Here is a 21652-nt window from a genome sequence, read left to right as displayed (position 1 = left end):
ATGGAACATTTCAAGCGTACGTCCGTTGAGATTACCGATATCTGGCAGAGCAGCTGCCAATATCCGGATGTCACCGTCAACAGCCAAAACGAAACCTTTGTGGTTTGGGAGAAATATCTCGATCACACGGAGGTGATTCAGTTCGCGCAGATGATCGACAATCATCCGCATAACGAAGTTCAGATTTCCGGCTCCGGCCTGGCGCTGCGGCCAAGTATGCACACTTTCAATGATCGGATTATCACGGCCTGGTCCGAATTTGAAAACGAAGTCTGGAAGCTGTGTGTCCGCGAATACAAAGACGGGGTATTCGGGGCTGTTCAGGTGATCGACGAAGGTGAAGCTCTGTTCTATCCATCGGTAAAGGATGACGGAACGCATCCGGTTGTTGTCTATAACCGTCAGGGCGTTGGTTTCAGCGATACCCTCGTTGCTACTCTGGGTGAAACCGTAACACGGGAAAAGGTGAATACCGCCATGAAAAGCTATCGTCCGTGCTTTGATCACGATGGTTTGGGGCATTGCTTTGTTGCCTATGATTTGTATAACGGCGTCAATTATGATGTCGTTGTCCGTGCTAAAATCGACGGCGTGTGGGGCGAAGAAATCAAACTGAATCAAACGGCGATTTACAGCACGCATCCGGTGATGACCCGGGTTGGAAACAAAGTGACAGTGGCCTGGTATGAGAATGGCAAGCATTGTTATTTCAGCAATAACGTCGCTGACGTTGAAGTCAAAGCAGGTCAGGCTGTCGTTTCCAACTATACCGTGCTGACAGAAAACCGCAACTGGTACAATAACATTGATATTACAGCGAATTCTCAAGGCTATACGGTCGTGACGTATACTTGGGGAAAATACAATGCGATCATCCGTGTCCGGGATCTGGAAGGCGTCTGGTCTCAACCCGTCGTGATTACCTACAATGACAGCCAGTGTGCTGTGCGTCCGCATATCGCTTTGGATGAAAAGAATGTTCTGCATTATATCTGGCAGTTTGGCAATAAGAACGGCCATATGCACCGTTATGCATCGATTGTCTACAATGAAGTTGCCCTGGAGGTATTGCCGCAGTTCTATGATCTGGAGATTGAAAACAAGATTGACCAGTTCGTGCAGCCGATTCCGGCCGAAAAAGCCTTGGACAGCCGCAGCGAGGAAGAAGTTGCGGCATGGCTGAAGAAAAACGGCTATGAAAACCTGACTTTAACTTTTGGTGATATTCACGGGCAGTCGAATCTGTCGGATGCCTTAGGCGAGATCGATCAGTATTATCATTATGCAATCAAAGACGCCAAGATGGATTTCTGCGCCTTAACCGATCATGATGATTATCCTGATATCGCGACGGATTCGGAATGGGAATGGAATCGTACGACCCGTAATCTGTTCAATGGCGAAAAGAACTTTGCGGTTCTGTTAGCTTATGAATGGACGTCGAACGAATACAAGCACGACTTCGGACATAAGAATGTTTACTATCCATCCAGCACCGGCGGACTGTACCGCAGCACCGACCCGGAAGGCAATAATCCGACAGTTCTGTTTGCGAGCATCAAGAAAGATGGCGGTCAGTGTATTCCGCATCATCCGGCAGCCAACTGGGGGCTGGTTTCAGCGGCGACAGACTGGGACTACCATGATCCGGAAGTCCAGCGCGTCGTTGAAATTTTCTCGCGTCATGCGGATTACGAAAAATTTGAAAATCAGTCAAAATATACCAAAAACATCATGAAATTTGAACGGCACTGCGCGCAGGACGCCCTGGCCCGCGGTTATCATCTGGGCTTTATTGCCGGTTCAGATTCGCATCAGATGGAGCATGGTGTGGAAGGCGGAATCTTGGGCGCTTTCGTACCGACACTGACCAGTGAAAACGTCTGGTCGGCGATTTATAACCGCTTCACCTATGGCACCAGCGGCGCCCGAATTCTGGCTTCGCTTAAAATCGGCAGCCATCACATGGGTGAAGAAATTATGATCCCGGCTGGGGAAAGCGTTAAGCTGGATGTCAGCGTGCTGGCCGTGAATGATCTCCGCACAGTTCAGATTATCAAGAATAACGAAGTTCTTGTTGAAATGGAAGGCTGCGGTCAGGCGATGGACTTCACAGTGGAAGACAGTGAACGCGGCGAAGAAGATTATTACTATCTGCGCGTGGAACAGGCCGATGATCACTGCGCATGGTGTTCTCCGATCTGGGTCAAGCGCGGATAAGCACGGTGCTTTGCTGAAAAATCAGAATTTTATCCGAACAAGGAAAGCTTTTCTTTAACGAAAGAAGCGAGGATCCCCCACCTCTGCAGGCGGAGGGAGAAATCGTCAAAAGCAGGCTTAAGCAGCGGCGGGCAATTATCCCCCGCTGACATGAAGTCAAGCTGATCTGGAAACAAGATTAAAGGCAGCAGCGCTGCCGTGTCATGTTGAGCGATATAGAACTCATCATAGGGAATGAAATCCGATTCTTTCGTAAAGAGATCATTGGAAAATACGATAAAAGGAACAGACAAGATTGGCGCAACTGCCCAGTCGAATCTGTTCCTTTTTTCTAAAAATCGATGAATCCCAAGACTAAAAAATCCGGCAGTTTAACTAAAGTTTCAGTCCAGCAGCGTTTATTTGCACTGAAAACCTTGATCTTTCATCTGCTGAACAATGGTGTCCATATTCATTTCTGTATTGGTAAGATCAATTCCAAGATTGCTTAACATCGTCGGATCTACTTCTTTCAGATCGATTTCAATCGTAGCGCTGATGGTATCCTGAATGTCAACCGTTGTTTTAATCCCTTTGATTTCCGTTGAAAAACCAGACTGCGCCAAAATCGCATCGGTCATTTGAGTTTTTTCTTCCTCAGAAAGTGCTGAAAAGTCCATGTTTCCGAACATTGCTTTGTCATAAGTCATCTGCATGGACATGACAGTGATCTGATTTTCTTCCGCTGTCAGGTTGTACGTTGCAGTCATAAGTCCTTCCTGAGTGTAGCTGCAGGAAGCTGTTTGCTTTTTTGGCGCACTGGAACAACCCGCAATCATCAGGCAGGCTAAGGCAAGGGTTAAGATTAAGATCTTTTTCATTTTTCCTCCATTGCGGAATTACCGCAGTATCACAGTTATTCATGCCGGTTTTCGAAGAATCCCTGATGAGAACCGGCCTCGAAGTTCTGTTACTAGTATTATAAACGAACGGGTAAGCTTTTAACAGTCAAAAAACAAAGAGAAAGAGAACACTGCAATTTTGATCCTTATTCTAGACTACGGATACAAATTGATTCAAAAAATAAGTTGTCAGTTCTGTGATCCCATTGCCGAAGTGCGATTAAAAAGTGATATAATAAAAAAAATTAAAGGGGAATCAATATGGGAAACGCAGAGAAACAGACCAAACAGAAAATTATGGAAATCGCGAAAGAACATTTTTCCCGATATGGGTATGCCGGAACGAATTTAGAAGCAATTGGAAAGGAAGCGGGGGTGACTCGCGGACCGTTGTATTACTATTTCAAGAATAAAAAAGAGCTGTATGCGGCAGTGATTGAACAGGAAAAAATTCGTGTTGTCGATCAATACAAACAGATCTTTGAACAGCCGTGTTCGATCTATGAAAAATTAGAGAAAGATATCCTTTACTGTTCTTCCAGCCAATCTCTGCTTCGTCAGATTGGGGTTGGCGGTCAGGGAGAACCGGAAATCCCCATGCAGGATTATTCGCAGAAAGTGTATCAGATCAAGGAAGAAGCGCTCAAGCGGGCTGTGGATAAGGGAGAGTTAAGAACGGATGCCAAGATTGAAGAAATGCTTCAATTTTTGTATATCTTTGTTTATGGCATGACCGAACTGCGAAAAACTGAGAATTCGGAACTTGTTCTGAAACAGCGAACGCTGATGCAGGATGCCCAAATGTTTGTCGAGATTTTTTCTGTCCGTTACGGAGTTTGACGGTATGACCTTAAAACGAATAACGTAAAAAGAAGCTGCGGCATTTCAGGGAAAAAAGAAAACTGTGGCTGCTCCCCACTTTTATAGTAAAATAATCAAAAGGAAAGCATTCTGAAAACACGGCTCTTTTGAAATCTGTTTCTCGGTCTGCTTTTTTCTTCTGCTAAAATTTAGATTAGACTCTTTTTCTTCATGATCTTCCGTAATTTGTAATCATTGCTTCAAGGCACAGGCTGTTATAATAGAATCATGCAATGAGATGAAGCTGACTGAAACCCAGATTCAGGCTAAACGTCAAAAGATAAAGGACTGTCCATGTCAGGCTTGAGCGCAGTCAGCTTCGGTTTTCTGCGCCGTATTCTGCAAATAGCCAGAGGTGGAAATTTTGCGGAGTTAGAGGAGAGGGGAACTATGGGAAAAATACTGTTGATTGAAGATGAAGAGGCAATCCGTACATTGATGCGCTTGGCTTTAACAGCGGCCGGTTATCAGACTGCGGAGCTGACGGATGGAAAACAGATCATAGAAACACTCGAACATGGCGGACTTGATCTGATTCTTCTGGATGTCATGCTTCCAGAGGAGGATGGTTTTTCCATACTGAAAAAGATCCGCCGCTATCAGGTGCCGGTAATCTTTGTCAGTGCCCGAACTCAGCTGGCGGACAAGGTACAGGGTCTGCAGGCCGGAGCGGACGATTACATCACCAAGCCGTTTGAAATGATGGAACTGCTTGCGCGGGTGGAAAGTGTTTTGCGGCGGACTGGAAGAAAGAACGGCATTCTCACATTTCAGCATCTCTGCATCGATGAAGATCAGCGTCAGGTCAGAAAGGCTTCGGGCCAAAGCTTAGAGCTGACGCCTAAGGAATTTGATCTGCTTGTCTTTTTTGTCCGTAACCGGAATATCGCTCTTTACCGTGAGGAAATACTGGAAAAGGTCTGGCACGATGATTATGAAGGCACGACGAGAACGGTGGACATGCACGTTGCCTCTCTGAGGCGGAAGCTGGGCCTGAGCCGCCAGATTGTATCCGTTTATAAGATCGGCTATCGGCTTGAGGACCGGCTGTGAGACTGCGCTATCAGCTGGCGCTCAGTGCCTTTGCGCTGTTTGCCTTGATTTTTAACGGCGCTGGGCTGATGCTGATTGAGATCAGTGCGCATCAGCGTTTTCAGGATCAGCTTGAGGCGATGATCGGGCAGAACCGGGCTCTCGACGGCCTTCTGACCACCACGGTTTCATTGCTTCAGTTTTATCCGTCAGTCCAATCTCTGGATGAACAGCTGAAGAATCAGCTGGAAAAGATGCTGAAGGAAAACGTGCTGGAAACCGGCGTTCGCATTTTAGATGACAGCGGCGTCTGCCTCGCTGAGAATCAGTTTCCGGAGATTGCCGATGATCAGCTGACACTTCCTCAGCCAGATCAGATCTGGCTGAAAACGAAGCGGTTTAAAGATCGGGAATACCTGATTTCCGCGCATCAGGTGGCGCTGAATTCTCGAACGCTGATCGTGCAGACCAGTGCGGAGATCACAGAACTTCGCTTAGATCAGGAGCATCAGCGGTGGCTTTTTCTGATCATTACCCTTGTGGCTTCCGCAGTCTATCTTGGCGCCATGATTGTGATCAGCCGGCGGCTGACCCATCCTGTGGAGCTGCTGGCAGAGCGGGAACGGCAGATTGCTTCGGGGAACTGGCATCAGCGCTTAGACCTCAGCGGCAGCCGGGAGCTGAAGGCGCTGGCCGTGAATTTCAACCGCATGGCTGAAACTGTTGAACAAAAGGTTGCAGAGCTGGAAACTGGCAATCAGGAAAAGGAAATTTTTATTCATAATTTATCGCATGAAATGAAGACGCCGCTGACGTCGATATTAGGCTATGCGCAGCTGCTCAGACGGACAGCGATGAAACCGGAAGACGCTGAAAAGGCATTGGATGTTATTGAATCAGAGGCGCGGCGGATGGAACAGCTATCATCCCGGCTGATGCAGCTGATCATGGCGGCTCAGCCCCTGCCGCCGCTGAAATCACAGTCCGTGGAGCAGCTGCTGAAGCAGGCGGCAGTACGATTGGAACCTGTGCTTCAGGCGGAGCAGCTGCAGCTGATTGTGGAAAGTGAACCGCTGGAGCTGGAAATGGAAGAAGAGCTGATGCAGGCAGCCCTTCGCAATGTTCTGGATAATGCTGTCAAAGCCAGCTCTGCCGGCGGCTGCCTCTGGCTGAGCGCCTTCCGTCTGAATACAACGATAATCATTGCTGTGCGGGATGAAGGCAGCGGGATACAAGACCCGCATCCGGAGCGTATGCTGGAACCCTTTGTCATGGAGGATAAAGCCCGGACTCGGAAGCATTATGGAGCCGGTTTGGGTCTGGCGCTGACACAGCGGATTGTAACGGCTCACGGCGGCCGGGTTGAAGTAAAAAGCAAACCTCATGCCGGGACTGAGATTCGTTTTGTATTTCCGCTGTCTTCAGAACAGCCAACGGCATCCGATAAAAGTCAGCTTGAAAAAGAATCTGCGGCTGGGAAAGCGAAGACTGGAAAGGAAGGCTGCTGATGAGCATAAAATATAAGATAAAAAAGACCGCCGTCCAGATTCAAGACGGCCTTCGATTTCATGGTGAAATGATATGGCATCGACTTTCTCTTGTTCCCCGTCAACGCGGCGCAGCATGGCAACTGAGGTTTTTGGCCGGCCTGATGCTGATGAACATGCTGACCGGCTGTTCCGCCCGATCGGAGTCGCTGATGATCCGGGATTATCCATCTAGCAGCGGGCCGGCTGCTTTGTTCAGTGAAGAGGAACGTCTGAAGCAGCGGGCAGTGGATACCCTGAATCGTTATTTTGGACTGGAACTGACGGTTGAAGGCTGGCAGTGGGATATCCATTATAGTTCCGCAATCAGAACCGAAACGCAGGAATACGTCATGATTGAAGAAATGGAAACGATGCTGGTCTTGTTTCTGCGTCAGAGAAATGCGGATGAGATCAGTTATGGCGTCTGTCTGGATGAAAAAACACAGGAGGTGCTGGCTGCCCAGATGAATTTTGAGACTGCCCAGCCCCTAAAAATTTCACCGGAAACAGAACAACAGATACAAAGTCAGGCAAAAACTTGGTTTGAAATCAACCGTCCGGAATTTGACATGGCATCGCTGACCGGTATTTACGCCGTGCAGATGAAAAACCAAATTGCGCTCTCGATCTTTGCCGACGCTCAGGGACATAAAGGCTATCTCTATACAAACTTGGCTGATGGGCGGCCGATGGCTTTCGGCACCGGATCCTTTGCGGAGAATCTGCTGGTGTCCATAGAGAATGCAGATTTTCAGGCTCCTAATGAATAATTTCAATGTGGACTGAGATAATGCCTGCAGTTTTTACAACTTCATAACAATTTGCATACACTCTGACAACAACACACGTCTAAGCTGTTTTTATGAAAAGAGGACGTCGTGATGTTAAAAGTGAATGAAAACAAACAGAAAAGAATCGAGGTCTCTGGTTATAGCTATGACCGTTACGCCCTGAAAACGCCGGTCATCACGGAACACGATGATCTGGATGAGCTGCTTCGCCAGGTAGTGGCGCCGCAGCTGGAAAAGGGAGATCTTGTATTCATGAGCGAAAAAATGGTGGCCTGTACTCAAGGCCGGGCTTTTCCGCTGTCAGCGATTGTGCCGGGCCGTCTGGCACGGCTGCTCAGCCGTTTCGTAACCAAAACGCCCCGCGGAATTGGTCTGGGCATGCCGGAAACCATGCAGATGGCTATTGAGGAATGCGGTGTTCTGAGAATCTTACTGGCCGCGGCAATCGGCATGCTGGGTAAGCTGTTAGGTCAGAAAGGCTGGTTCTATCGTGTAGCCGGAAGAAAAGCGGCGGTGATTGACGGTCCCTGTGATTACACTCTGCCTCCATATCATCAATATGTTGTGCTGGGACCGCTGGATCCCCAGCGGACAGCGATGCACTGTGCTATGCTGCTGGACCATCCGGTTGCGATTGTGGATATCAATGATTACGGAGCTGAAATCCTCGGCGTCTGGCCGGCGTCTGTCAACCGCCGAAAGCTGGCGGAGATCCTCAGTGATAATCCGTTGGGGCAGAGTGATCAGAGTACGCCGATCGGGATTCTGCGTCCTGTTTCAAAATCGGGAATGTAGGCAGCGGCCGGACTTGAAATAGGATTGAAATCCAGACTTGAAGAGATCCAGTTATTTTCAGAATTGTTTCCTTTTATCGTTTTGCTATAAAATGGGGAAAACTCAGAGTATAGACTAAAACGCTCAGGTTTTCTCTCAATTTCTGATTTGTAACAGTCCTTTTCTTACTCTTGTACTATTTTATGCATTGATGTATAATTGTGATAAAGAAAACATGCGTTGATGCATGTCAAGGAGGGAAGGGCATGAAAAAGCTCATTTGTCTGTGTTTAGCATCGTTATTATGCTTAGCTGGATGCTCCGGCAGTCCGAAATCACCAACTTCGGGCGGAAACAGTTTATTCAAAGCGGGAACGTACACCGGAACAGGGAAGGGCAACAACGATTCGATCACTGTAGAGGTAACCTTTACGGATACGGAAATTGCCTCAATCACGATTAAAGAACATCAAGAAACCGCAGGGATCAGTGATCCGGCAATCGAGAAGATTCCGCAGAGCGTGATGAGCAGCCAGAGCCTGGCGGTAGATACCGTTGCAGGGGCAACCAAGTCAAGCAAGGGAATTCTGGAAGCGATTGAAGACTGTGTCGTGCAGGCGGGCGGCGATGCAGAACAGCTTAAGACAGCTGCCAATCAGACGGCAAAAACCAAGACGGAAGAAAGCCGTGATACGGATGTGATCGTCGTAGGCTCCGGAATTACCGGAATGAGCGCGGCCCTGAGTGCCAAAGAAGCTGGGGCCGATGTCGTTGTCATTGAAAAGCAGGCTGTGACCGGCGGCACGACGGCGATTGCGGGCGGTTATTTGATCAGCATTGATTCCAAACTGTATGACGATACTGATTTTGATGATTCTCTGGATACATTCCGTAAGTATTGGGATGAGCGGATGAGTTATTCTGGCCAGCAGTCCGGTTATCCTGATGAAACGCGGTGGGAAGAGATTGTTTCCAAAACCGGAGAAACGGTCGATTGGCTGCAGGAAAAAGGCGTGACCTGGGAAGTCTTTACCGGTTTTGGGCCTTATCCGACAGCGCATAATCCATTAGGCGGACGCGGCTTGATTGATGAAATGGTCAAGATTGCAGAGAACCAAGGAATCGAAGTAATCACGGAGTGCAAGGGTGAAAAGCTGGTTATTGATGATCAGGGCGCCGTTGTCGGCGTCGTTGCGGAAACGGCAGACAAAGTGATTACCTTTAATGCCTCCAGCGTCGTTTTGGCTACCGGCGGGATCTCTGCGAATGGTGAAATGGTAAAGCAGTATTCACCGAAGGTTGCCCAGGCGCAGACGATTTCTGTTGCCGCGTCAGGTTCAACCGGGGATGGCATGACTATGGCATTGGAAGCCGGAGCTGTTCCGTTTGAGAACTTCTTTACTTCGATTTGCGCAACCACGGTGGATCCGAGATTAGCCAGCCAGGTGGAGGAGGCGGCAAAGCTGACAACGAATAAGCAGCTGGGCGTCAATGCCAAGGGTGAACGTTTTGCCAGCGAAAGTGCGGTTTATTATGATGCTTTAGGCTCGGATATGATTCAGGACGGCAATGCTCCGTTCTACTATATTTATGATTCCAGCGATGCGGATACAGCTGCAATTCTGGAAAAAGGAGCAGCGGCCGGCGCCGTAGTCAAGGCGGATACGATCGAAGCCTTAGCGGAAGGCATGAAGGTGGACGCAGCCGCGCTGAAGGCCAGCTTTGACCGCTACAACCAGCAGGCAGAAGCCGGGAAAGACGAAGATTTCGGGAAGTCGCCTGAAAACTTAGTCTTTTTGGATCAGGCTCCTTATTATGCCGTGATCTTCTATCCGACGACTTTCGGATCTCAGGGCGGGGTTTTGACCAGCGAAACCGGTCAGGTCCTGAACCAGACCGGCGAGGCCATCCCGGGCCTGTTTGCGGCCGGCGAAATGAGCAATCGTTATTTCTATAACGAAAATTATGTTTTGGCAGCTTCTTTAGGTCTGTATGCTACAACCGGCCGGATTGCCGGCACGGCAGCGGCGGCGAAATAAACCGCGGCGGATACTTGAAGCACTTAGCCTAAAAAAATAGAACGCTTCCTCACCCCATGGGAGGAAGCGTCTTTTCTGTCTGGCAGAACTTTTCAAAGAGGCAAGGGCAGAATCATCACGGCGGATGATATCCGCTCAGAATTCTTCTTCAGCTTCAGTGATAGGAACTTTGCCCTTATTTTCCGGCAGCGTGCGGATTCCAAAAATAAAGTACAGGATATGAAAAAGCCAGACGCCCAACAGAATAAGCCGGCCGACAGGAACACGGGACATCATGATCCATCCCAAGGCCATCATCAGTGTCACTGCTGTCATAATCCGTAATTTTGTCCTGGCAGTCATGCCTTTTCCCTGAACATAGCTTTCCAGATTCTGCTTATAAAGTGCGGTATTGAGAAGCCAGGTATGCAGCCTTTTGGAGCTTTTCGCATAGCAGCAGACCGAAAATAACAGAAAGGGAACGGTCGGAAGCAGCGGCAGTACAGCGCCCAAAGCACCGAGGATCAGACTGACGGTACCCAGCGAGATCAAAAGAGTTCGCTTCATATCATTTTTTCTCCTTTTTCCTTAAATCGATGCATCATCAGCTGCGCCTTCCGTTTTCAACGGGGATCACCTGATCGGCGATCCGCATCGTTGAAGCGCGATGGGAAACTAGAACGACGGTCCGATCCTGTGTTTCTTTCTGCAGCGCATGCAGAATGATGGCTTCGTTCAGGCTGTCAAGATTGGAAGTGGGTTCATCCAGAAGAATCAAAGGCGCTGAATGCAGAAATGCCCGAGCCAGACCCAGCCGCTGCCGTTCTCCGCCGGATAAGGTATCGCCCAGCTCACCTACCGGGGTATCATAGCCTTGGGGAAGCGTGAGAATCCAGTCATGGATGGAAGCTTTGCGGCAGGCTTCCTGGATTTCTTCTAGGGTTGCGTCTTGTTTGGCAATCCGCAGATTGTTGGCAATCGTATCATGAAACAAATGGGTTTCCTGGGTAACATAGCTTTCCAATTCCCGCAGATTAACCGTGTTGATATCGGAAATCGATGTGCCGGACAGTGTGCATGTGCCTTGCCGGACTTCCCAGAAGCGCATCAAGAGTTTCAGAAAGGTCGATTTGCCGCTGCCGCTGCGGCCGACGATGCCGGTGATTTTTCCCTGCGGAATATCTAGCGAGAGGTCGGAAAGAATTTCTTCTTCTCCATAACTGAAGCTCAGATTCTCGGCCTTGGCGCCGGTGAAGTCAATCTGCGGCCGGCCGGTGATTTCATCGACAACCGGCGTTTCTTCCAGCAGGTCCAGCACACGGTTGCCGCTGGCCAAGGTGTTCTGCAGCGTACTGCCCAGATTGGCCAAGGCGATGACCGGTCCGAAGGAGCTCATCAGACCGACAAAGGCCAGCACCGCACTGCTGAAATCCAGCCGGCCTGTATGAACGAGCAAACCGGCGGCGATCAGCAGCAGACTGTCAAAAAGTAAAACCAGAGTCTGAGTCAGCGCTATATTTTTTCCATTGAGAATTTTCATCGTCAATTCATGCTTGGCTAGGACTTCCGTACGCTGATCCAGATCAGCCAGGCGCTGTTCGCCAACATCAAACTGCAGGATCTCCGAAAGTCCGCGCGAGGTTTCCAGAACCGAACTGCTCAACGACCCGGATTGCCGTCGAAGCTGCGTGCCTAAACCCTGCGATTTTCGGTGGATATAGAGCGGAACGAGGATTCCGACAGTGACATAAGCAGCCAGCGCTATGACCCCTAACAGCGGGTGGAAGCGGCCGATCCAAAGGGTCATAAACAGGCTCATGAACAAGGCGATCAGAATGGGAGAAATCGTATGCGCATAAAAGACTTCAAGCAATTCAATATCAGAGGTGATCAGTGTGATCAGATTCCCTTTATCCGCCCCTTCCAGTTTTGCCGGCGCCAATTTCCGCAGGGCGCTGAAGACTTGAGAACGGATCAGCGCCAGCAAGCGGAAGGCTATCGTATGATTACAAGCCTGTTCACCATACCGTAAGATACCACGCAGCAAAGCTAGGACAACGATCAGCCATAAGCCGCCTAGATATGCGGCAGTGCCTGGAAAAATAATGCTGAGCAGCACACCCGCGCCTTCAATAGTAATGAAAGCAGCACCAAGATGACCAAGAAAACCAAAGGTGACAGCCATCACCATCCAGCCGCTCAACGGTTTAACCAGACCGATCATTTGCCGGCACAGCGTATAAGTATTCCGGGTTTTCATGCGTTTACCTCCTCGCAGCCGTTCTCCAGCTGCTTCTGGGTGTGCCAAAGATCAGCATAGACACCGTTGTATTTCAATAAATCCTCATGCGTTCCAACTTCTTTCAGCGATCCCTGTTCCAGAACCAGAATCTGATCCGCATGCTGAACCTGAGTTAAATGATGGGAAATCAGGATGACCAGATGCTGGCGGGTCAGCTGGTGAATCCGGCTGAGAATATCAGCCTCACTTTCTACATCAATATTGGAAGTCGCTTCATCAAAGATGTAGATAGGCGTGTCATGCAGCAATGCGCGGGCTAAAGCTAACCGCTGAATCTGACCGCCTGAGAGATTGGCGGCTTTTTCCAGCAGGATAGTATCCAGACCTTGTTCACTGCGCAGAAAATCAGCCAGGCGGGTCTGTTCAAGAACGGTCCAGAGCTGTGAATCATCCGCGTGCGGATTGCCGATTAACAGGTTGTCGCGGACGGTGCCTTTAAACAAAATGCTGCTGTGACCGATATAGGTCACGGTTTTCATCAGACTGGTCTCACGGATCTGGTTTAATTCCAGAGATCCAAGCCGAACATGGCCGCTGTAGTTTTGATTTTGTCCGGTCAGAATCTTGGCCAGCGTCGATTTGCCGCTGCCGCTTTCGCCGACGATCGCAATCAAGCTGCCGAAGGGGAAGGCTGTGCTGATGTTCTTCAGTACCGTTTGATCAGGCTGGTATTGGTAGCCTAAGTTTTGAATTTCAATCGTCGGATGGGTTTCGGTGATGATTTCCGTTTTTTCGGAAGGTTCGGGCAGATCGAGCAGCTGAAAAATCTTGTCGCTGGCGGCCATGCCGTTCATCGCAATGTGGAAGAAACTGCCCAGCTGCCGCATCGGAATGAAAAATTCAGCCGATAAGAAAATAATGGCCAACGCCTGAGCCAATGAAATAGCTCCGGACCGCAGCTGTGCCGCAGCCAGAAATACACCCAAGGCGGCCCCGCCATAAGCAACCCAATCCATGATGATAATCGAGTTGAGCTGCATCGTCAGCACCCGCATGGTGATCTTGCGGAAATGCTCGGCTTCAACGTCCATTTTCAAGGCCATCGCTTCATCGGCCTGATAAATTTTTAGGGTTGTCAAACCTTGCAGATTTTCTAAAAAGCTGTCGCCCAAAGAAGCGTATTGTCCCCAATAGCGAGAGAGCAGTTTCTTTGCAAAGGTCTGCACAGCCGCAATCGCGATGGGAATTAATGGAACGCAGAACAGAAGGGCTAATGCCGAAGGCAGGCTGATCCAGGAAAGGGCGGCAAAGAGCGTCAGCGGCGCCAGCATACTGTAAAAAAACTGCGGCAGATAAGCTCCAAAGTAGGTTTCCAGCTGATCAACGCCTTCAACCGCAATTTGTACGATCTCCGCTGTCGCAGTCTGTTCCCGATAACTCACGCCCAGACGCAGTAATTTTTCCAGGATCTGCCGGCGTAAAATCTGCTTGACAGAGCGCGAAGCCTCGAAGCTTTTACGGCTGGCGGCGCTTGTGCAGAACCACCGGACCACCAAACTGCCGAAAATAAGTACGGCGGCGCAGCTTAGCCGCAGAGCGTTCAGCTGATTTTTCCACAAGGCTTCCAACAGAAACGCGAAGGTAAACAAAATGATCAGGTTGGCGATCAAACTGCCCCATTGCAGCAAAACTTGATCCCTGACAGCCTGTTTTGATTCGGGTACGGCCTGAATCAGTCGTTTATTGATCATCATTGAGAAAACTCCTTTCGTCAAATGTTAGTGTGAGATAACATTTGATTTGAAAAGAAGGCGGATGTTGTACCCGCGTTCTTTTTATCTTCAACATGATGAAATTTAACATTGATTAAACGGTTTGTCAATCAAAAGTTAAATTAAGCTAACAATGATTTGATTTTTCTTTCAGGATTCACAAGGGCTGAGCCAGAGCTAGATACTCAAAGAAACGGATGACTGCCTTTTATTGAGCTTTGCCTCAAAGATTTTCGCATATTCTTCAGGGGTGTCGGGGGCTGAGTGAACTCAGGGATTGGTTCCACATAAAAGACAGTGAACGAGCTGGGGCTGTTCGGCGTGATTTGGCAGTTTCTTTTAAGAAAACCGCAAAGGCTTGAACAGTATTCTTTTCGTTGCAGAATAACAAATAATAGTCATCTTCTATATCACTCAAATGCTCCAGCTGAGTTTCATCCATAATCAGAAGTTCAGGCGTTTTTGAAATCTCAGCCCCCAATGAACTTTTCTTGGATCTGCAGGCAGCAAACAGAAGCAGGCTAAGCATAAAGCATGGTAGTTTTCGGGGAAACATAACTAAGAACCCCCTTTTTCAGTTCGTCGTTTTTTAATCCTATGCAAGATGATGAAATGTCCGATGTCCAGATTTCAGATTATCGTTTTTAATCGATATTTACATTGATCTGTTAGTAATTCTGACTTAAAAAAAGCCCATCGGAATTCGCCGATGGGCAGGAATTAAAAGAATAATATGGAACTGTCTTAACAGGCTTTCAGTTTGGCATACAATTCGTCTTCTAATAAAGCGCTGCCGGCAGCGGCATTGGCGATGGCTTGCTTTGGCGATTTGGCGCCGGGAATAACGACAGGTTGACAAGGATGGTTAAGAATATAGCGCAGACTGGTTTCGATCAGATTTTCACGGCCGGCAGCGGCGATGATCCGGTCTAAGCGGTCCATTTTCTGCAGATAAACTTCACGGGCACTGCCGCCTTCGTTAAACGGTGTTCGGATTGTGTCCGTGAAGTGCGTTTCGCGGGTATAATGACCAGAAAGAATGCCTTGGGCTAATGGGCCGCGGACAAGCACACCGATGTTGTTATTCAGGCAGTAGTCCAGCATTCCGTTAGTTTCCGGTGTTTTATTGATTAGTGAATAATCCAGTTCGACCACCTCGCAGCTGCCGCGGCGGTTGAATTCTTTCAGGACGTTCAGATCATCCGTCGAAATTCCATAATGGCGGATCAATCCTCGCCGTTTCAGCTCATCCAGTCCATCCAGCCAAGGTTCGGTTTCCTCCGGCTTTAAATCATTGAGATGACACAGCGCAACATCCAGGTAATTTGTCTGCAAGCGAAACAGCGAAGCATGGCAGGCTTCGATTACGATGTCGGCACAGGTAAACTGCATCGCTCCGCCGAACCGTTTGGCCCAGTTGCCGAATTTGGAGATGAAAACGACATTCTCACGCATTCCTTTTAAGGCCTGTCCCAGCCGTTCTTCCGAACAGCCTCCGGGGATGCCGTAAGCATCCGCTGTATCAAAAACGGTAATACCCTGGCTGTACGCAGTCTGAATTGTATCGTAAACCTGTTTTTCATCCAGTTCACCCCATTGATTGCCAATGTTCCAGGTTCCCATACCCACCGCCGAAACATCCAATCCTGTTTTTCCTAGTTTTCTTTTCAGCATATGTTTCCTCCTGACTTTTTTCCATTATATCATTGTCAGGGAAGGAAAGGGAATCCTTTAAAGACTTCAGTTTTGAAACCTAGGTCTGCAAAGATCGGCTTCGGTGCATTTCTTCGCGGATTTATTATCCATTCCGCCGTCAAAAAGGGTGAAGCTTCGCTGTTTCTGTGCGATAGACTTGAAGCACAGCCTGTCAAATTAGAATTTCTTGCAGAAAGTCGCGAAGAAGTGTTGACAAAGAAGCTTGGCAGACTATAATAATAAGTGCTAGCACTGATGAAGCAAGAGTGCTAAGGTGAGCGATAAGGAGGAATTACGATGATTAGACCATGTAATGATTTTGTGCTCTTAGAGAAAGAAAAGGCAGAAGAAAAAACCGCCAGCGGGATTATCCTGACTGACAAAAACACAGAAAAACCGACCGTCGGCAAGGTGCTGGCAGTCAACGGCGGACATGAAGTTGACGGCAAGCATGTAGATTGCTGCGTCAAAGTCAACGATCGTGTTATCTACGAAAAGTACGGCGGAACCGAAGTCAAGATCGACGGTGTGGAATATCTGTTAGTCCAGGAATCCAAGATCATGGCTGTAATTGAATAAATAAAAAATAAGGAGGAATGAGAATATGGCGAAGGAAGTCCGTTTTTCTAAAGATGCCCGCGTTGCAATGATGAAGGGCGTCGATACGCTGGCCGATACGGTCAAAATTACATTGGGTCCGAAAGGCCGTAATGTTGTTCTGGAAAGAAGCTATGGTTCACCGCTGATTACCAATGACGGTGTTACGATCGCAAAAGAAATCGAATGTGAAGATAAAATTGAAAACATGGGCGCTAAGCTGGTTCTGGAAGTGGCGTCTAAGACCAACGATACAGCCGGCGACGGCACAACGACAGCGACGCTTTTGGCGCAGTCGATGATCCACAAAGGCATGAGCAGCGTTGAAAAAGGAACCAATCCGGTTTTGATGAGAAGCGGTATGGAAAAAGCCGCGAAGTTCATTGCCGACAAGCTGCTTGAACAGACGCATAAAGTGGAAACCAATCAGGATATTGCCCAGGTTGCGGCGATTTCTTCCGGAGATGCGGAAGTCGGCGAAATCATTGCTAAAGCGATGGAAAAGGTTGGCCGTGAAGGCGTAATTACCGTCGATGAATCCAATGGCTTTGAAACGGAACTGGAAACGGTTGAAGGTCTGCAGTATGACAAAGGCTTCATCAGCCCATACATGGTTTCCAACCGGGAAAAGAACGAAGCGGTGCTGGATAATCCATATATCTTAGTGACTGACCAGAAGATCAACACGATTCAGGAAGTTCTGCCGTTACTGGAAAAGATCGTCCAGACCAACAAACCGTTATTGATCATTGCTGATGACATTGATCAGGAAGTCGTTGCGACGCTGGTGCTGAATAAGTTAAGAGGCACCTTCAATGTGGTCTGCACTAAGGCGCCAAGCTTCGGCGACAATCAGAAGGCCATGCTGGAAGATATTGCGATTGTTACCGGCGCGAAGTATTTCGCTAAGGATCTGGCTATGGAGCTGAAAGACGGCGAAATTGAAGATCTCGGCCATGCGAACCGGGTTGTCGTTAAGAAAGACGATACGACGATTGTCGGCGGAACCGGTGAGAAAGAAAAGATTGATGATCGAATTGCGGAATTGAAGCAGCAGATTGAAAATACAACGCAGGAATACGATAAGAAGCGTCTGAATGAACGTCTGGCGAAGCTGACAACCGGTGTTGCGATTGTCAAGGTCGGTGCGGCGACAGAAAGTGAAATGAAAGAAAAGAAGCTGAGAATTGAAGATGCTCTGAATGCAACGAAAGCGGCAGTCATGGAAGGCATCGTCATCGGCGGCGGCGCAGCTCTGGCTTCCATCTATCGTGAATACCGCGATGAGCTGAAAGGTGAAACCTCCGACGAACAGAAGGGGATCAGCGCCGTCTTTGAAGCCATCGTTAAACCGTTGTACCAGATTGCAGAAAACGCTGGTTATGATGGAGATCAGATTGTTTCCCGTCAGCTGACTGAAGGCAAGAACGTCGGCTTTGACGCGAAGAAGGGCGAATGGGTTGATATGTTTGAGGCCGGTATTGTGGATCCGACAAAGGTTACCCGCAACGCTCTGCTGAATGCAGCTTCGATTTCAGCCCTGTTCATCACAACTGAAGCGGCGGTTGCGGAATTGCCGGAAAAGAATGCTCCAGCAGCTCCAGCTATGCCTGAAGGCGGCATGTACTAAGCCTTCGTTTGTATAACATTGAGTTCCAGGCAGACAGCACATCCCCCAGTGCTGTCTGTTTTTTTGTTTTTGACGTCATGATTTTATATCCTGTTTTATAACATCTGCGCATTTACTGTGACCAAGCAGAGATTGGCAGATCAATCCGGATTGAATCAAATCATAAGCAAAGCAGTAAGGACAAAGCTGAAAGCGTTTTCCGATAGAGCTGTTCATGATATAATAAATCTTACAACAGGGAAAGGACGATGAGGAATGGCGGGGGAAACTGCACAGCTGGCTTTGGATCGGGTGGAAGCCGGGGAAAACTTAGAAATTACAAAAACACGAAAGACATTGCCGGAGGGAATTACGCGGGGAATGTTGATGAAGGATGTCTTACGGATTGCCGGGCCGTCTTTTGTGGAGCTGACGCTGACGCAGCTGACCTCCATGGCCGATTTAATGATGGTCGGACAGCTGGGGGCCTGGGCGATTACGTCCGTCGGATTAACAACGCAGCCGAAGTTTTTAATGATGACGATGTTTATGGCGATGAATGTCGGGGCTACCGCTCTTGTGGCTCGTTATAAAGGCGCAGAACAGCCGGGAAAAGCCAATGAAACAGTGCGGCAGGCTTTGATGCTGACGCTGATTATGTCAATTGCCGCTTCGTTAGCCGGCTTCTTCTTTTCCGAAACCATGGTTCGGTTTATGGGGGCGACGGATGAGCTGAGTTTGGTCAACGGAACAATTTATCTGCAGATTCAGATGGCAGGCTTTGTGCTGATGGCGCTGACTACGACGATTACGGCGCTGCTGCGCGGAGTGGGGGATTCCAAAACCGCGATGAAATACAATGTGACGGCGAATGTCGTCAACATTGTTTTGAACTGGATCTTGATTTACGGCAATCTGGGATTTCCTAAAATGGGTGTGGCAGGAGCTTCGCTGGCCACGGTCATCGGTCAGACGGCCGCCTTTCTGATGGCGGCCTGGGCCTTGATGAAGAAGGGCGGATATCTTGAATTTCATCTGCTTGAGAAATATCACATCGATAAAGAAATCCTCGGCAACATCTTTGCGATTGGTCTGCCGGCGATGGTGGAGCAGCTGTTCATGCGCTTTGGCGTCATCCTCTATTCTAAAACGGTAGCTTCCTTAGGCACGGTGGCGTTTGCCACGCATAATATCTGCATGAACATTCAGGCTCTGTCATTTATGATCGGTCAGGGCTTCGCGGTTTCCTCGACGTCGCTGGTCGGCCAGTCATTAGGAAAAAAACGCACGGATATGGCCCATCATTATGGAAAAGTCAGTCAGCAGATCGGAATTGGCTTTTCCTTGATTCTGGCTATGATCTTCTTTGTGATCGGCGGTCCGATTGTCGCCCTTTACAGCAATGAAGCAGAAGTCATCGAACAGGGGACGCGGATTCTGATGTTTCTGGCGCTGATTCAGCCATTCCAGGCGACGCAGTTTATTCTGGCCGGTGTTCTGCGCGGCGCTGGGGATACGAAGACCACGGCTGTGGTCATCTTTGTCACAACCCTGATCGTTCGTCCATTATTGGCCGTTTTAACGGTTTACGAGCTGAAGTGGGGCTTATATGGAGCCTGGATGGCCTTGGTTGCGGATCAGCTTTTGCGCACTCTGCTGATCTGGCTGCGTTACCGAAGCGGAAAATGGCAGTTGATGAAGCTGCGGGGCGAGCAGGCATAAACTGAAATCAGGAAAAGGAGATAAATTATGAAATCAATTCAAATAGCGGAGGGAAAATTAGCGCGCGGGCCGCTGCCGGCCATGTTCAGCGCCCGTCATTACGAGCAGGTTAAGGCCTTTCATCAATCGCTGGCTGACTATGCGCCAACGCCGCTGATCCATTTGGAAGCTTTGGCGAAGCAGCTGGGCATCAGGGCGATCCTGGTTAAAGACGAGTCGCAGCGGTTTGGACTCAAAGCTTTTAAGGCTTTGGGGGCCAGTTATGCGGTTCATCAGATTCTGGCTGAAATGCCGGATCAAAAGCCGGTTTTTGTTACGACCACGGACGGCAATCATGGCAAAGGCGTGGCCTGGGCGGCGCTGCAGGCGGGCTGCCGGGCAGAGATTTTTATGCCGAAGGGGACCGTGGCCAGCCGGGTTGAAGCGATTGAAGCCCTGGGCAATGCCCAAGTCACAGTGACGGAATGGGGATATGATGAAACGGTGCGCTGGACACGGGACTATGCTCAGCGGCAGGGATATATCCTGGTTCAGGATACCGTGCTGCCCGGATACCATGAAATTCCGCAGAATATTGTTTTAGGCTATACAACGATGATCCGCGAAGTTTATCAGCAGCTTCCGCCTTCAATTCAGCCGACGCATGTGTTTTTGCAGGCCGGGGTCGGGTCGATGGCCGGGGCGGTTTTAGGCTGGCTGGCGGATACGCAGAAAGATCAGCTGCCTGTTACTTCAATCATTGAGGCTGCGGATTCAGCCTGTGTTTTTGCTTCCTGTCCGCGAGGCGAGCTGGTGTCGAAGGCAGGAATCACGCCGACGATCATGGCGGGGCTGAACTGCGGTGAAGTCAATCCCGATATCTTTCCTGTCCTGCGTGATTATGCTTCGTTCTACTTTGCCTGTGCCGATGAAATTACTGAGGCGGGGATGCGTCAGTATGCCGATCCATCCGACGGAGATCAAGCGATCGTTGCCGGAGAATCCGGAGCGGTAGGCTTGGGTCTGTTGATGAAGTTATGTCAGGACGCGAGTTATGCGCAGATGAAACAGGCGTTAGGCTTGGATGAGAATTCGGTTGTCCTGCTTTTCAATACGGAAGGCGCAACCGATCCTGCGGATTATCTGCGGGTTGTCGGCCGGCCATGGATTGAGGTGAGCGGATGAAGAAAAATTCAGACCGCACTCTGACCGCTGTGGTCGTTGCCGTAGTTCTGCTTGCGCTGATCGGTTTTGGCATTGCCGTACAAAATGTCGATCAGATCTTCCCGGAGATCGCTTCCGCTACCCCTAAGCCTCAGCCTATTTCAAAAACGGTGGCGCTGCCTTCCTTCCTGGACGGCTGTCTGCGTCATGAAGAGAATACGCTGACCATCACGGAAATGGATGGGATGGTGAGTCTGCTTCAGAAATACCGCTGTGAGGTCAATGAGCTTACGGAGGCAGATAAGCAGCTTTTAGCCCAGGGCATCCCTTCGATCAATACGCAGGAAGTCCATTTTTCCATGGAAATTCAAATTATTCCGGAAGCTTCGCAGCTGCAGCATCAGCTGCTTCAGGAAATGATCGAATGGCAGAAGCTGGTGGAGTATGTCGGCTGTTTCTATCACTGCGTGCGGCTGAGCACAACCGAAATCAACGAAGCCAACATCATGAACTACGCAGAAGTTTTGGATGAGCAAGCCTGGCAGGTGGATCAGATTTATCGGATTGACTATGAAGTGTTTGGAACGGTCGGCGATCGTTTGTTTATGTTTAATATCGCAGAAGTACTGAAGCCTGCCCAATCTACGGAGGAAATCAACGTGCTCGACGTAACCGATCCTCAAGTCATAGCCAAAATCCGGCCGTTAGTTGATCTTGAAGTTCCTCAATAATTTTTTCATCCTGATATGAAAAAATCAAAAGACGG

The 21652-nt window shown here is 49.1% G+C and carries 17 protein-coding genes; 12 read left to right on the top strand and 5 right to left on the bottom strand.

All coding sequences use genetic code 11. From position 1 onward, the window contains the following. On the top strand, window positions 1–2220 hold the full coding sequence (locus tag BN162_RS09790; protein ID WP_020224911.1) for a CehA/McbA family metallohydrolase: 2220 nt from the start codon (window positions 1–3) through the stop codon (window positions 2218–2220). A 398-nt stretch (window positions 2221–2618) separates the two neighbouring features. On the opposite strand, the gene BN162_RS09780 is transcribed toward BN162_RS09790, so the two are convergent. Next, entirely contained in the window at window positions 2619–3080 is a 462-nt protein-coding gene (locus BN162_RS09780; RefSeq protein ID WP_020224909.1) for a DUF1307 domain-containing protein, read from the bottom strand. Between the two features lie 282 nt (window positions 3081–3362). Here BN162_RS09780 and BN162_RS17935 point away from each other — a divergent pair, with 282 nt between their 5' ends. The 6 genes from BN162_RS17935 to BN162_RS09750 all read left to right on the top strand — a co-directional run bounded on the left by BN162_RS17935 (window position 3363) and on the right by BN162_RS09750 (window position 10127). After that, a complete protein-coding gene (locus BN162_RS17935; RefSeq protein ID WP_020224908.1) occupies window positions 3363–3941 on the top strand; it encodes a TetR/AcrR family transcriptional regulator in 579 nt (192 codons plus the stop codon). A gap of 411 nt (window positions 3942–4352) precedes the next feature. Further along, complete coding sequence (locus tag BN162_RS09770; protein ID WP_020224907.1) at window positions 4353–5015, top strand: response regulator transcription factor; 663 nt, start codon at window positions 4353–4355, stop codon at window positions 5013–5015. Continuing rightward, the gene (locus BN162_RS09765) at window positions 5012–6502 is read left to right on the top strand and encodes a sensor histidine kinase (protein WP_020224906.1); all 1491 of its coding nucleotides are present in this window, start codon (window positions 5012–5014) and stop codon (window positions 6500–6502) included. The genes BN162_RS09770 and BN162_RS09765 overlap by 4 nt, the downstream gene beginning before the upstream one ends. Beyond that, window positions 6502–7293 carry a hypothetical protein gene (locus BN162_RS09760; RefSeq protein WP_020224905.1) on the top strand — a complete coding sequence of 264 codons (792 nt, stop codon included), beginning with the start codon at window positions 6502–6504 and terminating at the stop codon, window positions 7291–7293. The genes BN162_RS09765 and BN162_RS09760 overlap by 1 nt, the downstream gene beginning before the upstream one ends. A 111-nt stretch (window positions 7294–7404) precedes the next feature. After that, window positions 7405–8109, top strand: coding sequence for a coenzyme F420-0:L-glutamate ligase (locus tag BN162_RS09755; protein ID WP_020224904.1), 705 nt, complete (start codon window positions 7405–7407; stop codon window positions 8107–8109). A 245-nt stretch (window positions 8110–8354) separates the two neighbouring features. Continuing rightward, complete coding sequence (locus BN162_RS09750) at window positions 8355–10127, top strand: FAD-dependent oxidoreductase (RefSeq protein WP_020224903.1); 1773 nt, start codon at window positions 8355–8357, stop codon at window positions 10125–10127. Between the two features lie 135 nt (window positions 10128–10262). On the opposite strand, the gene BN162_RS09745 is transcribed toward BN162_RS09750, so the two are convergent. From BN162_RS09745 to BN162_RS09725, 4 genes are all read right to left on the bottom strand, one after another. Further along, a complete protein-coding gene (locus BN162_RS09745; protein WP_020224902.1) occupies window positions 10263–10673 on the bottom strand; it encodes a YbaN family protein in 411 nt (136 codons plus the stop codon). Between the two features lie 37 nt (window positions 10674–10710). Continuing rightward, window positions 10711–12366 carry an amino acid ABC transporter ATP-binding/permease protein gene (locus BN162_RS09740; RefSeq protein ID WP_020224901.1) on the bottom strand — a complete coding sequence of 552 codons (1656 nt, stop codon included), beginning with the start codon at window positions 12364–12366 and terminating at the stop codon, window positions 10711–10713. After that, a complete protein-coding gene (locus BN162_RS09735) occupies window positions 12363–14102 on the bottom strand; it encodes an ABC transporter ATP-binding protein/permease (protein WP_020224900.1) in 1740 nt (579 codons plus the stop codon). The genes BN162_RS09740 and BN162_RS09735 overlap by 4 nt, the downstream gene beginning before the upstream one ends. Before the next feature lie 762 nt (window positions 14103–14864). Further along, window positions 14865–15794, bottom strand: a complete 930-nt coding sequence (locus BN162_RS09725; RefSeq protein ID WP_020224898.1) for an aldo/keto reductase — start codon at window positions 15792–15794, stop codon at window positions 14865–14867. A 318-nt stretch (window positions 15795–16112) separates the two neighbouring features. Here BN162_RS09725 and BN162_RS09720 point away from each other — a divergent pair, with 318 nt between their 5' ends. From BN162_RS09720 to BN162_RS09700, 5 genes are all read left to right on the top strand, one after another. Next, window positions 16113–16394, top strand: coding sequence for a co-chaperone GroES (locus tag BN162_RS09720; protein ID WP_020224897.1), 282 nt, complete (start codon window positions 16113–16115; stop codon window positions 16392–16394). A 25-nt stretch (window positions 16395–16419) separates the two neighbouring features. After that, window positions 16420–18042 carry a chaperonin GroEL gene (gene groL / locus BN162_RS09715; RefSeq protein ID WP_020224896.1) on the top strand — a complete coding sequence of 541 codons (1623 nt, stop codon included), beginning with the start codon at window positions 16420–16422 and terminating at the stop codon, window positions 18040–18042. A 255-nt stretch (window positions 18043–18297) separates the two neighbouring features. Continuing rightward, on the top strand, window positions 18298–19743 hold the full coding sequence (locus BN162_RS09710; protein ID WP_020224895.1) for an MATE family efflux transporter: 1446 nt from the start codon (window positions 18298–18300) through the stop codon (window positions 19741–19743). Window positions 19744–19770: 27 nt separating this feature from the next. Beyond that, the gene (locus tag BN162_RS09705; RefSeq protein ID WP_020224894.1) at window positions 19771–20907 is read left to right on the top strand and encodes a diaminopropionate ammonia-lyase; all 1137 of its coding nucleotides are present in this window, start codon (window positions 19771–19773) and stop codon (window positions 20905–20907) included. After that, window positions 20904–21617, top strand: a complete 714-nt coding sequence (locus BN162_RS09700) for a hypothetical protein (protein WP_020224893.1) — start codon at window positions 20904–20906, stop codon at window positions 21615–21617. Before BN162_RS09705 ends, BN162_RS09700 begins: the two co-directional genes overlap by 4 nt. Window positions 21618–21652: the final 35 nt, after the last annotated feature.

This window comes from Holdemania massiliensis AP2, from assembly GCF_000327285.1.
Classification (GTDB): Bacteria; Bacillota_I; Bacilli_A; order Erysipelotrichales; family Erysipelotrichaceae; genus Holdemania; species Holdemania massiliensis.
Note: the sequence above shows the minus strand (reverse complement) of the source record. Positions and strands in the feature narration are given on the sequence as shown.

Bases quoted from the DNA above. Each gene is read 5' to 3' on its own strand.
- BN162_RS09770 (WP_020224907.1), top strand. From the start codon at position 4,353: ATGGGAAAAATACTGTTGATTGAAGATGAAGAGGCAATCCGTACATTG.
- BN162_RS09760 (WP_020224905.1), top strand. From the start codon at position 6,502: ATGAGCATAAAATATAAGATAAAAAAGACCGCCGTCCAGATTCAAGAC.
- BN162_RS09750 (WP_020224903.1), top strand. From the start codon at position 8,355: ATGAAAAAGCTCATTTGTCTGTGTTTAGCATCGTTATTATGCTTAGCT.
- BN162_RS09755 (WP_020224904.1), top strand. From the start codon at position 7,405: ATGTTAAAAGTGAATGAAAACAAACAGAAAAGAATCGAGGTCTCTGGT.
- BN162_RS09725 (WP_020224898.1), bottom strand. From the start codon at position 15,794: ATGCTGAAAAGAAAACTAGGAAAAACAGGATTGGATGTTTCGGCGGTG.
- groL (WP_020224896.1), top strand. From the start codon at position 16,420: ATGGCGAAGGAAGTCCGTTTTTCTAAAGATGCCCGCGTTGCAATGATG.
- BN162_RS09720 (WP_020224897.1), top strand. From the start codon at position 16,113: ATGATTAGACCATGTAATGATTTTGTGCTCTTAGAGAAAGAAAAGGCA.
- BN162_RS17935 (WP_020224908.1), top strand. From the start codon at position 3,363: ATGGGAAACGCAGAGAAACAGACCAAACAGAAAATTATGGAAATCGCG.
- BN162_RS09710 (WP_020224895.1), top strand. From the start codon at position 18,298: ATGGCGGGGGAAACTGCACAGCTGGCTTTGGATCGGGTGGAAGCCGGG.
- BN162_RS09740 (WP_020224901.1), bottom strand. From the start codon at position 12,366: ATGAAAACCCGGAATACTTATACGCTGTGCCGGCAAATGATCGGTCTG.
- BN162_RS09790 (WP_020224911.1), top strand. From the start codon at position 1: ATGGAACATTTCAAGCGTACGTCCGTTGAGATTACCGATATCTGGCAG.
- BN162_RS09745 (WP_020224902.1), bottom strand. From the start codon at position 10,673: ATGAAGCGAACTCTTTTGATCTCGCTGGGTACCGTCAGTCTGATCCTC.
- BN162_RS09780 (WP_020224909.1), bottom strand. From the start codon at position 3,080: ATGAAAAAGATCTTAATCTTAACCCTTGCCTTAGCCTGCCTGATGATT.
- BN162_RS09700 (WP_020224893.1), top strand. From the start codon at position 20,904: ATGAAGAAAAATTCAGACCGCACTCTGACCGCTGTGGTCGTTGCCGTA.
- BN162_RS09705 (WP_020224894.1), top strand. From the start codon at position 19,771: ATGAAATCAATTCAAATAGCGGAGGGAAAATTAGCGCGCGGGCCGCTG.
- BN162_RS09735 (WP_020224900.1), bottom strand. From the start codon at position 14,102: ATGATGATCAATAAACGACTGATTCAGGCCGTACCCGAATCAAAACAG.